We start from the raw sequence: 13,275 nt of genomic DNA on the forward strand, positions 1-13,275 counted from the left end.
GCGGCGCGTCTATGATGCGTCGACGGTGCCTGAGCTGAGTTGATGAAGGAGGCTCAGGCACCAGACCCGCTCGGTTTGAAACATCATCAGGCGGCGGGTTTGCAGGCTGTTGCGATAGAATCGCCAATGCGACGGATCGCGCATCTCCACCGAATACAAGGCCACCATCTCGGCCAGTTCGGACTGCACCTGTGCAATACCCCGATCCATCCAGGCCAGTCTGGCCTTGATCACCGCGCACATCTCCTCGGGTGATTTGAGCCAGCCCGAATAGACCATCGTGAGAAAGTCGTCACGATGATAAGGCACCTCGGGTTCCGTGCCGATCCAGTCGGTCAAAACCTGTCGCCCGGCCTCGGTCACGGAATAGACCTTCTTGTTGGGCCGGCCGGTCTGCGCGATGTCTTCCGCACTGACAAACCCGGCGGCTTCAAGCTTGGCCAACGTCGGATAGACCTGCGACGTTTTCGCGGGTCGGAAATTCTCCAGTTGCTTGACGATATCATAGCCCGAACGCGGGACACGCGCGACGACACCCAACACTTGATATGACAGATTGTTCAACGCATTAGCTGCGTCGCGGGTGGTCGTCTTCATCGATCACGGACTCCGGTGACGGGTGCAAACGAGGCGGAGCGCGATGACCCTGAAAACGCGTATCGCCGTGAGTGCACAAAGGAAAGGGCGACGTTACCGCCGCCCCGCCCAAAAATCAATGTTCTTCCGGGATTTACGCTACGCGCTCGCCCTGCATCCGGTCGCCTTCGACCCAGCAGGCGTGTGTGCCGTTGGTGATCCGTGCCGGCAGGATGATCCGCGCCACAGGTCCGGCATTCACATCGCGCGCATCGAGGATCAGAACCTCGGATTTATTCTCGTTCATGTCGGTCAGGAAGGTCAGCAGATAGCCGTCATCCTCTTCGGTCGCACCGGGACGCAGCGCGATGCACGGCTCGGAGCCAAAGCGGTTGTCGCCGTATTCATAGCGCTGATCGCCGCCGGTTTGCAGGTCGAACTTCTTGACGCCCGACATATGCCAGTTGCCTGGCTTGAACAGCGTGTTGAAGCTGTAGCGATAGGGGCGGCCAACGATATCGTTGGCAACCATCGGGAATTCGGTGACCTCGTCATCCAGCACCGTTTCGCGCGTCTCGCCGGTGACCATGTTGAACGACCAGCGATACATATGCGTGTGCGTGTTGTGCTTGTCGAGGTGGTGACGGATACGCTCGAACGCATCGGCACCCTGCTGGCCGACCTCAGGCTTGCCGGGGCGCTTTTGAATGCAGCCGTCCATATGCACCCAATCACCCTGCTCATAGCAGTTGGCGAGGTGCAGGATAAAGCACGGCTTGGCGGTGAACCATTTGATCGAATTGTTGTCGCCGTGGCGCGGCACCACGCCAAAGCGCGCGGGCTGATCCTTGAAATAGGTCAGCTTGCGGATACCCTTGTTCAGCAATTCGGGGTCGAAGTGATACGGCAGGTCGTGCAGGATCGTGTAACGCTGGGTGATGCCCATGTCATGCGGCCAGCGTGGCCCCGGCAGTTCGATGGGCACGAAGTGCTTGAGTGCGCCATCAGCCCCGATCACGCCGTAATGCATGTAAGGATAGGTCTCGCCGAAGTTGAAGAACATCAATTCGCCAGTCGCGGTATCGACCTTGAAGTGGCTGCACAGGCCGAACGGCTCGATCGCCTTGCCCCAGTCGTGCACGCCTTTGGTGGCCAGCGTGTCGATGTCCAGATGATACGGCTCGCCGCATTGCGACATTGACGCGACCAGCTTGCCCGCGTGGGCCACAACGTCGACGCCGGCGTTGTCCTTCATGGTTTTCATCGCGCCCCAGCCGCGCAGATTGGCTTTGTGCGGCTCCAACATGCCCGGCCACAGCGACTGCCCGCCCGCGCCCGCCTCGGCCAGATAGCCGACGGTGCGGATCAGACGGTTGCGATAGGTGGCATGGCCACCCTCGAAGCGGATCGCGTGCAACATGCCGTCGCCGTCAAACGGGTGATAGACACCCATCGGCGCGTGCATCTGGTTGTGGCTGTTGCGCACATACATGCCATGCAGATCGTCGGGAATCGTGCCGATGACAACCATATCGTCTGTATCTGCGGTGTATTCCACGCCAACCGGCCGGAACAGACCCTGCAGAAACGGGTTGTCGATATCGTCGGGGACGGTGACGTTCAGATGTGCGTGGACTTCCATCATGGCAGCGAATCCTCAGCTGGGTCTGGTTGGGGTTGATGTGCCAAACATATATGTCAAGAATTACATATGTCAGTCAAGTATATTTTCCGGCCACCGGGAGATATCTGTGTTCAGAAACCTGTTTGACTGGCCCGAGGGTTGCGACCATCCTCTGCCATGGTAAATATCTTATATATGTTTTGACTTTCGCTCCCTGGCTCAATAGAGCCGCGGGAACACTCCAAATCGCACGGAAAAGGGTACGCCATGAACTTGCTTTTGATCCCCGGCATCAACAACACGGCACAGACCTTTGCGCCGATGATTGCCGCCATGCCATCGCATATCGACTGTTTCCCGGTGGATTGCGCCGCGCTGCCAAACGTCGATGACATTGCCCGCGCGATCCTTGCCGATGCCCCTGCCCGGTTTGTTGTCGGCGGTCATTCCTTTGGTGGCTATGTCGCCCTTGCGATCCTGGCGCTGGCACCTGAGCGTGTCGCCGGGGTGATCCTGATCAACACCGGCACCGGGTCCGACACCCCAACCGCCGCGGCCGCTCGTGAAGAGCGCGCCTTGCGGGCCGAGGCCGGGGAATACGCGGCCCTCGCCGATGCCGCCTCGGCGCGCGCCTATCACCCGGACAATCTGGGCCGCGAAGACCTGATGGCCGAGCGCGCCGCCGCCCTTCTCGGCTACGGGGCCGAGCGTTATGCCGCCCACAGCCGCGCCAGCGCGATCCGTCCTGATCGCACCGAGCTGCTCAAGAACAGCGGCGTGCCCGTGCTGGTCGTTTCAGCAGACAAGGACGTGGTGATCCCGACCGAGAGGCAACGCGACATGGCGCAAAATCTGGGTGCAGAAAATGTCGTGATCGCACAAGCGGGCCATATGCTTCCGGCCGAACGACCGGTCTTGCTGGCAAACGCGGTGTCCGAGTGGTTGGACCGAGTGAAGCCCTGAGCATCGCTTTCAGGCGGTCTTGAGCGTGTGAGGGATTCCCGCATCTTGCGATGCGTGGAACCCCTTTTTGCAGTCTGCCCTGAGGCCCGGCGTCAGCGCACCACCAAGGGCGTGCGCGCCAGCACTTCACCACTGTCCGACGCCCGATAGCGCAACTCATAGGCCCCGGCCGAGGGTGGTGCGAACAGCTGCACCGGGCTTCCTTGCGAGGCGCGCGTTTCGCGCAGCGCCGGGGCATCATCCGGCGCACCGCTGGGCACGATCTGGATGAAATCCTCATAACGGCCCGGCCCGGTCCATTCGATCAACACCACGCCCCCCGCCACAATATCGCCCTTGACTGTCAACCCCACATCACCTGCGCCGACCGTCACCGGCACGCTGGACAGCGTTCGGCCCGAGCTGGCGATGACATAGCGCAACTCATATTCGCCTGCGTCAGCCGGTGCATTCAGCCGGGCGGGGCTGCCCTGCGAGGTGCGCGCATAGTCGGTATACGTCCCCTCGGCTGCGCCGCGTTCGACGATGGTGATATAGTCGCGCGGATTGTCTGGCCCTTCCCAGACGACCTGAAACTGCCCACCGGGCACAATTGCCTCGGGCGCGGTCAGCGTGGCTGTAACCGCCGTCAGGGTGATGGGAAGACTGGCCAAGGTGCGCCCGGATTGCTGGATCACATAGCGCAACTCATAACGGCCCAGCGCATCCGGCATCGTCACCTGCGCCGGGCTGCCCTGCGAGGTGCGGGCGTAGTCGGTATACGTCCCCTCGGGCGCACCGGCTTCGACCACGGTGATGTAGTCGCGCGGGTTATCAGGCCCTTGCCATTGCACCGCAACCACCGAGCCCGCCGGAATTTCCGAGGGTGCCAAAAGCTGCGCCCCGACGGCCTCGAGCGTGATCGGGCGGCTGGCCAGGGTGCGCCCGGATTGCTGGATCACATAGCGCAGCTCATAGCGACCCAGCGCATCCGGCATCGTCACTTGCGCCGGGCTGCCCTGCGAGGTGCGGGCGTAGTCGGTATAGGTGCCCTCGGGCGCGCCCGCTTCGACCACGGTGATATAGTCGCGCGGGTTGTCAGGCCCCTGCCATTGCACCGCGACCACCGAGCCTGCGGCGACGGTATCCGGGGCGGTCAGGGTGGCGGCAACGGCCTCGAGCGTGATCGGGCGGCTGGCCAAGGTGCGCCCGGATTGCTGGATCACATAGCGCAGCTCATAGCGACCCAGCGCATCCGGCATCGTCACCTGCGCCGGGCTGCCCTGACTGGTGCGGGCGTAGTCGGTATAGGTGCCCTCGGGCGCGCCCGCTTCGACCACGGTGATATAGTCGCGCGGGTTGTCAGGCCCCTGCCATTGCACCGCGACCACCGAGCCTGCGGCGACGGTATCCGGGGCGGTCAGGGTGGCGGCAACGGCCGCCAACGTAACCGTTTGCGAGGCCAGCACCCGGCGGGTTTGCTGATGGATATAGCGCACCTCATAGGTGCCCAGAGCATCCGGCGCGGTCAGTTCGGCCGGGCTGCCCTGACTGGTGCGGGCGTAGTCGCCGGTTTCTGCCTCGGGTGCCCCGGCGGGCACGATGGTGATGGAATCTCGCGGGTCATTCGGACCGCTCCAGACCACGCTGAAGGTTGATCCCGCTGGGATTTCCGCCTCGGTTTGAACGCTGGCCTCTGGCAAGACCTCGGCCAGTTCGATCACCACCTCGCGGTCTTCGTCAAGCGTGGCACTGACGCTGACGGCACCGCTGCGCCCCTCATGCGTGGCGCTGACGCGGTAGTCGCCCGGCTCGATCACCATCGCAAGCCTGTCGCCCGTTGCGGATTGTGAAAGGCTGGTCTCGTTCGCGACATTCAGCAAGGACCAATCCACCCCTGACAAGGGCGCGCCGGTTTGCGCGTCGACGGCGCGCAGGACCAGCGTTGCCATGATCTTGGTCAAGGGCACGTCGATGGTGCCCGCCATTTGGGCGTCGACATTCAGATCCAGCCCGCCCGCGAAACCGGGGGCGGTTGCCGCGATCCGGTACGCGCCGGGGTCAAGCTCCAAGGACATCGTGGCGCTGGAGGCGGTCTGCGCCTCGATCCCCTCGCCCGTCACCTGCCAGACCGCGCTTGGCAGCGGCGCGCCGTTGCGGGCGTCCACCGCGCGCAGGGTCACCGGAAGGGCTGCGGGTTCGATCATCGTAACCTGTTGCAAGGCCTCGGACAATTCCTGCGCATTGCTCGCGGGCACAAACAAGCCACCCGTCGCCTCGGCAATACAGGCAACTTGCGGGCGGTCGGCCTCGGCAATATCGAAACCGACGACATGGGCGGTAAAATTCACCCCCGCGCGGGCAAGCTCACCCGCCAGGGCGCAGGGGTCTGCGTTGCAGGTTTCCAGCCCGTCGGTGACCAAAATCACCGTCGCCGGTTCGTCAATATAGCGCATCGACTCGGCCGCCATCCGCACGGATTGCGTCAGCGGCGTGCGCCCCCTGGGCATCAGCGCGTTGATCCGGTCGCGCGTGGCGGTCAGATCCAGCGGGCCAAGCGGCACGACCTGTTCGATATCGGTGCAATCCCCCTCGCGCCGGTGGCCATAGGCAATAACGCCCAGATTGCGCTCGACCGGCCAACTTTGCAGCATGGTGCCCAGAACGTCGCGGGCAATGATGACCTTGGCCACCCCGTCAATCTGGCCCCACATGCTGCCGGACACGTCATAAACGATCGTGACGTTGCTGGATTGGGCCGTTGCCGGAGCGGCGAGACCGATCAAAGCTGAAAAAAGAACCGTGGCAAGCGTTCGACGCATCGTGATCACCTGTTTTTTTTAAAAAATGGACACGCCTCTCTGAGATATTCAGGCGCAAAGGAAATATTGGCGCAACATCCTCGACCTATCCAGCGGCAGGGCGTTCTTGCGATATACCTTAACGATAGCCGCGCATCGGCAATCGGGCAACCTTTCTGTCAGGCTCGTCACAGACCCTCGCAGCAATCCGCCTGTGCGCAGGGCGTGTCGGTTCGATCGGGCGATACACGAAACCCCTTGGCCGCACCGTTGGGTTCTCGCCCCTTCCAGAAGCTTCCGCGCGCCGGACCATCCGCTTTTCATCATCGAGACGGCTCCAGAAAGACGCGATGGCCCTGCTCAGGCGCTACATCGCACCGAGCGCCATGATATTGACGCCGCCCGACGCCGCCCCGCGTCTGCCGCACCTGTATCCCGCAGTTTTGCGCGCCGGAGTCCGTCGTTTCTGCGTCGGCTTCGCATCCGGGAAAAGCCAGTTGCAGCGTGGCAGTGCGGCGTTCGGTTGTTTCTGGCGACTTGACATTTCGGGCAGACACTTCAAGCTTGAAATTCTTGCGCCGACGGGTTCAAGAACCCTCCCAACGCTCGGCCTGTTCATCGTCCCGGCCCAGCCCAATAGCGAGCCGCCTGATGTCAGAGTCCCCCCTCGATCCACTCAACAAACGCCGTCTCAAGTCGTGGATACGGCTCTTGCGCGTCACACGGCAAACGGAAAGCCGCCTGCGCGAGCGGCTGCGGTTGGAGCATGGCACGACGCTGCCCCGCTTTGACGTCATGGCCGCGCTCTGGCGGTTCCGCGACGGGTTGACCATGTCGGAGCTGAGCCGGGCGCTGCTGGTGTCAAACGGCAATGCCACGGCGATCGTTGACCGGCTTGAGCGCGAAGGTTTGGTGCTGCGCGTGCCGATGGAGACCGACCGACGCATCGTGCAGGTGACCCTGACAGAAGACGGCAAGCAAGCGTTTGAACGCATGGCCGCCGATCACGAAAACGAAGTCGGCAAATTGCTGGGCAATCTGGATGCACAAGATCTGGATCAATTGCGCACCATCTTGCGCAAGGCGCTGTCGCAAGACGGCTGACGCCGCCACGCCCAGCGGCACGCACGGCGTCGTCGCCCAAGTCGTTCAGGGGTGCCGCGCTTGGGCATCCATTCATTTCGAACTTGAAGTATCACTTGCGTGATGTCTCTTTACTGCTAAATTCGTCGCATGCTGCCGCGAAGAACGGCGGCCAGACAACGGGGAATTGTATGATGACTATCCAAAAATCATTGCTTGCCTGCGCTTCGGTGCTGGGTTTGACGTCGGGGGTTGCGCTGGCTGATGCGGTGACCGTCGGCATGATCACCACCTTGTCGGGCGGTGGGGCTGGCCTGGGCGTGGACATCCGCGACGGCTTTCAACTGGCGCTTGATATGGATGGATCGGACGCCATTCATCTTTATGTCGAAGACGACGCGCAGCGGCCGGAGCAGGCCGTGCAGATTGCCGATCGGATGATCCAATCCGAAGGCGCCGATATCCTGACCGGTATCGTGTGGTCGAACCTTGCAATGGCGGTCGTGCCCTCGGTGACCGCGCAGGGCGTCATTTATATCTCGCCGAACGCCGGACCGTCGCCGCTGGCGGGCGCGATGTGCCATGAGAACTATTTTAACGCGGCGTGGCAAAATGACATGCTGCACGAGGCGGCTGGCGCCTATGCGAACACCTTGGGCTATGAAAACACTTTCATCCTGGCCCCGAATTACCCCGCGGGCACCGACGCACTGACCGGTTTCAAACGTCGTTTCGAGGGCGCGCTGGCGGGCGAGATCTACACCCAGCTTGGCCAAACCGATTACGCCAGCGAGATCGCGCAAATCCGCGCCTCGGGGGCAGATAGCGTGTTCATGTTCCTGCCCGGCGGCATGGGCATCAGCTTCATGCGCCAATACGCGCAATCCGGCGTCGATCTGCCGATCATCTCGGCGGCCTTCTCGTTCAGCCAAGATATGCTGCCGGCCACCGGCGAGGCGGCGCTGGGCGTCTACAACGCCGGGCAATGGTCGCCCGACCTTGATAATGAGGCCAACCATGCGTTTGTCGCAGCCTTCCGTGAGGCCTACGGTCGGACACCCTCGATCTACGCCAGCCAAGGCTTTGACACGGCGAACCTGATCCTGTCGGCGATTGCGGTGGCCGATGTCGATGATCGCGAAGCGTTCCGCGAGGCGCTCAGAGCGGCGAACTTCACCTCGGTACGCGGCGATTTTGCCTTTGCCAACAACCAGCACCCGATTCAGGATGTCTATATCCGGCAGGTCGCCGAGGTTGATGGCGAGATCACCAACCGCTTGGTTGGGCTTGCGATCGAGGATTACGTCGACGTTTATGCGGCTGAATGTGCGCTGGAGTGATCACCTCCGGACGGGCGGGGCGCGTCACGATGCCCCGCCTGACTTTCCTGTTTTGTGACTGGACCAACACCCACTGGACCCAAGGGACCAAGTGATGACGCTTGCGCTGATCTTCGAGCAACTTCTCAATGGCGTGCAATTGGGGCTGATGCTGTTCCTCATGTCGGCGGGCTTGACGCTGGTGTTTGGGGTGATGGGCCTGATCAATCTGGCGCATGGGTCTTTGTTCATGGTGGGCGCGTTCTTTTGCGCCGCCGTCGCCGCCAGCAGCGGAAATTTCTGGCTCGGACTTGTGGCGGGCACTGCCGCCGCCGCCGCCGCCGGTGCGCTGATCGAAATCGCCGTTCTGCGCCGTCTTTATAGTCGCGACCATCTGGATCAAGTGCTGGCCACCTATGCGCTGATCCTGATCTTCAGCGAGGGCACCCGGATACTGTTCGGCCCGTTTCCGCTGTACCTTGATGTGCCGGCGGCCCTGAGCGGCACGGTCAATCTGGGCCTGACCCCCTACCCGCTGTATCGCCTGGCGCTGATCGTCTTCGGGCTTGCCGTGGCCATGGGCCTGTGGTTTCTGATCGCCCGCACAAGGCTGGGCATACGCATCCGCGCCGGAGAAAACGACCGCGAGATGATCGCGGCGCTCGGCGTCAATATCCGCGCGCTTTACACGGTGGTCTTCGCCTTGGGTGCGGCCTTGGCCGGCATGGCGGGCGCTTTGCTGGGCGCGATACAATCGGTGCAGGTGGGCATGGGAGAACCCGTGCTGATCCTCGCCTTCGTGGTGATCGTGATCGGCGGCATCGGCAGTATCAAAGGCGCGATGGTTGGTGCGTTGCTGGTCGGCGTCATTGACACGATGGGCCGGTTTTTGCTGCCGCATGTCTTTGCCACCTTTCTCGACGCCAGTGAGGCCAGCAGCATCGGCGCGGCGCTGGCCTCGATCCTGATTTATCTTCTGATGGCGGTGGTTCTGATCCTGCGCCCCAAGGGATTGTTCCCCCTCCATGCCTGATTTCACCAAAGAACATGCGCTGAACGCGCTTCTGGCGCTTGGCCTTCTGATCGTCCCCCTTTGGGCGCATTGGAGCGGCGAGATTTTCACCATCACGCTGTTCACCCGCATTTCGGTCCTGGCCTTGGCCGGGGTGGGTTTGAACATCGCGCTGGGGCTGGGCGGCATGGTGTCCTTTGGCCATGCGGTGTTTTTTGGTGCGGGTGGTTATACCGCCGGAATTCTGGCGCAACACGCGTTCAACGGCACACCGATCCTTGGGCTGTCGGGCTCCAATCAGATGTTGGTCATCTGGCCCATGGCCGTGATCGTCTCGGGCCTGTTGGCAGCGGTGATCGGTGCGTTCAGCCTGCGGACCTCAGGCATTTTCTTCATCATGATCACCCTCGCCTTTGCGCAGATGTTCTACTATTTCGCAATTTCCTGGCCCGCCTATGGTGGCGAGGATGGATTGCCGATTTACATCCGCAATCAATTTCCGGGGCTGAACACCATGCGCCCCTTGGATCTGTTCCTGATCTGCTGGGGCGTTCTGATGGCCGGTCTGGTGCTGTTTGCGGTGCTGCGCGCCTCACGGTTTGGGGCCGCGTTGATGGCGATCCGGCAAAACCCCGACCGCGTGGCCTCGCTGGGGATCAATCCATTCGGCATCAGGCTGGTCGCATTGGTGATCTCGGGCATGGTGACTGGCTTGGCCGGGGCCATGATGGCCGATCTGTCACGATTTGCCAGCCCCTCGGCGATGGCCTGGACCATGTCAGGCGAATTGATCGTGATCATCATTCTGGGCGGCACCGGGCGGCTATTCGGCCCGGTCGCGGGGGCGGCGTTCCTTGTGGGCTTCGAGGTATTCTTTGGTGGTCTCACCGAGCATTGGAAACTGTGGCTTGGCGTGGTCCTGCTGGCGGCGGTTTTGTTCGGCCGTGGCGGCATAATCGGCCTGATCGCGGGGAGGGAGCGTTTTGGCTGATCCCGCAAAACCCGTTCTGGAACTTACAAACCTGTGCAAAAGCTTTGGGGCGCTCAAGGCCACTGACGACGTATCGCTGACCCTGATGCCCGGCGAAATTCATGCGCTGATCGGTCCCAATGGTGCGGGAAAATCCACGCTGATGGCGCAGATTTCCGGACGGCTCATGCCGGACGCGGGCCACATCAGGTTTCAGGGGCGCGACATCACACAGCTCCACGAAGTCAAACGCGCGCAGTTGGGCATGGGGCGCAGCTTTCAGATCTCCTCGCTGATCCCCGAGTATTCGGCGCGGCGCAACGTGATGTTGGCCCTGCAAGCGCGCCAATCCCATTCGTTTCGCTTTCTCAAACCGGTGATGCGGGACCGGGTGCTCAAAGACGGCGCTGATGCGATGCTGGAACGTGTCGGGCTCAAGGGGCGCGCCAGTGTTCCCTCGGCCGAACTCAGCCACGGTGAGCGGCGTCTGCTGGAACTGGCGGTCGCCCTGGCGTTGAAACCCGCGTGTTTCTTGCTTGATGAGCCAATGGCGGGCTTGGGCGCCGAAGGTGCCGGGCAGTTGGTCGCGTTTTTGCGCGACCTGAAAACGCAGGCGCCGATCCTGCTGGTGGAGCATGACATGGATGCCGTGTTTGCCTTGGCCGACCGATTGAGTGTGCTGGTTTACGGGCGCATCATCGCCACCGGCACTGTGGCCGAAATCCGCAACGACCCGCAGGTTCGCGAAGCCTATCTGGGGGATAGCGGATGACCGAGCTTGCGAAACTGGACGGCATAGAAGTGTTTTATGGCGCATCCCAAGCGCTGTACGGCGTCGATCTGACAGTCAAGACGGGGCAAGCGGTGGCCTTGATGGGCCGCAATGGCATGGGCAAATCCACCACCATTCGGGCCTTGTGCCGAGTGCAGCCGGTCGCCGGTGGCCGGGTGTTTTTCGACGGTCAGGACATCACTGCGCTGCCCTCGTTTCGGGCCGCCCGGCTCGGTATCGGCCTGGTGCCCGAGGGGCGGCGTTGTTTCGCCACGCTCAGCGTCGATGAAAACCTGATCGCCGCGGCGCGCCCCGGCCCGTGGACGCTGGAGGCGGTGCGCGATTTCTTCCCCCGTCTGGCCGAGCGCGCAGAGCAACAGGCCGCGACTCTGTCAGGTGGTGAGCAACAAATGCTGGCCATTGGCCGCGCGTTGATGACCAACCCGCGGCTTTTGGTGCTCGATGAAGCAACCGAGGGCCTGGCCCCGGTGATCCGCGCCGAGATTTGGGCCGCGATTGCCGAACTCAAGGCGCAGGGCCTCTCCATCCTGATCGTCGATAAAACCTTGGCCGAATTGAAGCGCATCGCAAATTCCTGCGTGATCCTGGAGCGCGGGCGCACGGTTTGGAGCGGGCCACCGTCCGAGATCACCACGCAGATCGAAAGTCGTTTTCTGGGTGTCTGAGGCCTGACAAATGGTGCGATGCACCGCACGCAATCGGAGCGGCCTTGCAAAGGCGGGGCGTCTCGTGGTTTTGGTTTGTTGCGATCGTGAGGTCCGGGAACGACAAGAAACGCACGGGATCGCGCGCCCGTTCAAGCGCATCGCGCAGGCGGGCCATCTGACGCCCGACACGACCACCCTGCGCCTGACGTCGGCGTCGGCCTGGTTTGCACGGCTGATGCAAGCAACGCAGCTGCATCGCCAGTTTTGTCGCATCGCGCGATTTTGCCGGATGACCGTCCCACGCGAGAATGATCTCGACATTGCACATAGCCCGTCGATGGATCTCAGCAAGAGCCTTGATCTTGAGCGCCGGAAGCTGACCGCGTAAAATCGGCACATATTGGGGTATGATTTTCCGCCACGGCAGAGACTTTGCGGGGGGCAGAATTTCCTGGTCTGCGGCCTGTTGGCCGTTGCTGCGGGCACACGACCGCCCCCTCTGACCGGGATGGCGGTTCTGACCCGCTGACAGGACTGCCCATGCACCCTGCCCGATCTTGCGGCGTGACCGTCTGATTTCGTTCAGGTGCCGTCAGGTCGATCGGGGCGAGACTTGCAATGGCGCCCGCAAAGCTGATCGTCCGTAAACACGGGCGTTCAGCTGATCCCTTCAGGTTCGGATGCCGTGGCGCGGAGCCGCAAATAGCTGCGCTCACCCTCAAACACGAAGCGCAAAAGCAGAACCCCGGCGGCCACCCCGTCCCTGTTGTTGAACGCATCGAGTTGCTCACGCTGGCCTTCGACAATGGTTCGGCGCGCATCGGAATTGCGCATCGTCGCCAGGCGCACCATCTGAACCTGTCCCGAATATCGCTGAATCGAGTGCCGCAATTCCAGATTTGGGACGGCGGCCAGCCAGGCATTGCGAAACACCTCGGAGGCGCGATGAAAGGTCTCGAAATCGCCGGTCTCCATCGCCGAGGATGTGGTGTCGAGTGCGGAACGCATTGCCGCCAACTCGGCATCTGTGCGCGCCTGAGCCGCACTTGCGGCGGCGTGCGGCTCCAGGAGGCGGCGCAGGACAAAGACCTCGAGGATCCTGTCATGCCCCAGGTTTGGCAGGGTAAAGCCGCGACTCGTTCCCTCCAGATACCCTTCGCTGACCAATTGCATCAGGGCCTCGCGCACCGGCATCCGCGACACACCCATTTCTGCGGCAATCACCGTGTCGACCAGTCGATCATCCGGGCTGACCTCGCCGCGCAGGATGCGGCTATGGATATCGGCATAGATTCGTTTGCGATGGCTGAGTTGTGGCATTGGCAGGCTCTCGTTGTCGGGGCATCTGGCTTTTCTTGGCCCAAAGGGCTCCATCAAGAGAATACACTTGGTTTTGAAAACCACCAGAAATTCTTGATTTCATCCAGTATTTGCACGCTGTTGCACGAATTGGTCAATTTTCGATCTCTTTTTTGTTTACAACTGTATACTCTTTGCTACCGTGAGAG

Annotated in this window: 12 protein-coding genes; 8 read left to right on the forward strand and 4 right to left on the reverse strand. The window is 62.0% G+C overall.

The genetic code is table 11. The features are described from left to right. Positions 1-9: 9 nt before the first annotated feature. Complete coding sequence (locus VDQ28_RS19965) at positions 10-597, reverse strand: PadR family transcriptional regulator (protein ID WP_323037603.1); 588 nt, start codon at positions 595-597, stop codon at positions 10-12. 133 nt (positions 598-730) lie between these two features. Next, a complete protein-coding gene (locus VDQ28_RS19970; RefSeq protein ID WP_323037604.1) occupies positions 731-2,221 on the reverse strand; it encodes a carotenoid oxygenase family protein in 1,491 nt (496 codons plus the stop codon). A gap of 246 nt (positions 2,222-2,467) precedes the next feature. Between VDQ28_RS19970 and VDQ28_RS19975 the strand changes: the two genes are divergently transcribed. Next, positions 2,468-3,163: an alpha/beta hydrolase gene (locus VDQ28_RS19975; protein WP_323037605.1), complete on the forward strand. Its 696-nt coding sequence runs from the start codon at positions 2,468-2,470 to the stop codon at positions 3,161-3,163. Positions 3,164-3,255: 92 nt separating this feature from the next. On the opposite strand, the gene VDQ28_RS19980 is transcribed toward VDQ28_RS19975, so the two are convergent. Continuing rightward, positions 3,256-5,964 carry a vWA domain-containing protein gene (locus VDQ28_RS19980; RefSeq protein WP_323037606.1) on the reverse strand — a complete coding sequence of 903 codons (2,709 nt, stop codon included), beginning with the start codon at positions 5,962-5,964 and terminating at the stop codon, positions 3,256-3,258. A 630-nt stretch (positions 5,965-6,594) separates the two neighbouring features. Between VDQ28_RS19980 and VDQ28_RS19985 the strand changes: the two genes are divergently transcribed. The 7 genes from VDQ28_RS19985 (at position 6,595) to VDQ28_RS20015 (ending at position 12,155) form a co-directional block, all read left to right on the forward strand. Continuing rightward, the gene (locus VDQ28_RS19985) at positions 6,595-7,047 is read left to right on the forward strand and encodes a MarR family transcriptional regulator (protein WP_323037607.1); all 453 of its coding nucleotides are present in this window, start codon (positions 6,595-6,597) and stop codon (positions 7,045-7,047) included. A 170-nt stretch (positions 7,048-7,217) separates the two neighbouring features. After that, a complete protein-coding gene (locus tag VDQ28_RS19990; RefSeq protein ID WP_323037608.1) occupies positions 7,218-8,366 on the forward strand; it encodes an ABC transporter substrate-binding protein in 1,149 nt (382 codons plus the stop codon). A 94-nt stretch (positions 8,367-8,460) separates the two neighbouring features. Further along, the gene (locus VDQ28_RS19995; protein ID WP_323037609.1) at positions 8,461-9,378 is read left to right on the forward strand and encodes a branched-chain amino acid ABC transporter permease; all 918 of its coding nucleotides are present in this window, start codon (positions 8,461-8,463) and stop codon (positions 9,376-9,378) included. Further along, positions 9,371-10,348 carry a branched-chain amino acid ABC transporter permease gene (locus tag VDQ28_RS20000; RefSeq protein WP_323037610.1) on the forward strand — a complete coding sequence of 326 codons (978 nt, stop codon included), beginning with the start codon at positions 9,371-9,373 and terminating at the stop codon, positions 10,346-10,348. Before VDQ28_RS19995 ends, VDQ28_RS20000 begins: the two co-directional genes overlap by 8 nt. Continuing rightward, the gene (locus VDQ28_RS20005; protein WP_323037611.1) at positions 10,341-11,099 is read left to right on the forward strand and encodes an ABC transporter ATP-binding protein; all 759 of its coding nucleotides are present in this window, start codon (positions 10,341-10,343) and stop codon (positions 11,097-11,099) included. The genes VDQ28_RS20000 and VDQ28_RS20005 overlap by 8 nt, the downstream gene beginning before the upstream one ends. After that, a complete protein-coding gene (locus tag VDQ28_RS20010; protein ID WP_323037612.1) occupies positions 11,096-11,785 on the forward strand; it encodes an ABC transporter ATP-binding protein in 690 nt (229 codons plus the stop codon). The genes VDQ28_RS20005 and VDQ28_RS20010 overlap by 4 nt, the downstream gene beginning before the upstream one ends. A gap of 64 nt (positions 11,786-11,849) precedes the next feature. Further along, on the forward strand, positions 11,850-12,155 hold the full coding sequence (locus tag VDQ28_RS20015; RefSeq protein ID WP_323037613.1) for a hypothetical protein: 306 nt from the start codon (positions 11,850-11,852) through the stop codon (positions 12,153-12,155). Between the two features lie 269 nt (positions 12,156-12,424). Here VDQ28_RS20015 and VDQ28_RS20020 read toward each other — a convergent pair whose 3' ends face one another. Beyond that, positions 12,425-13,087 (reverse strand): GntR family transcriptional regulator, encoded by a 663-nt coding sequence (locus tag VDQ28_RS20020; RefSeq protein WP_323037614.1) that lies wholly within the window; start codon positions 13,085-13,087, stop codon positions 12,425-12,427. Positions 13,088-13,275: the final 188 nt, after the last annotated feature.

Origin of the sequence: Pararhodobacter sp. (assembly GCF_034676545.1) — a bacterium.
In the GTDB taxonomy this organism is placed as follows: domain Bacteria; phylum Pseudomonadota; class Alphaproteobacteria; order Rhodobacterales; family Rhodobacteraceae; genus Pararhodobacter.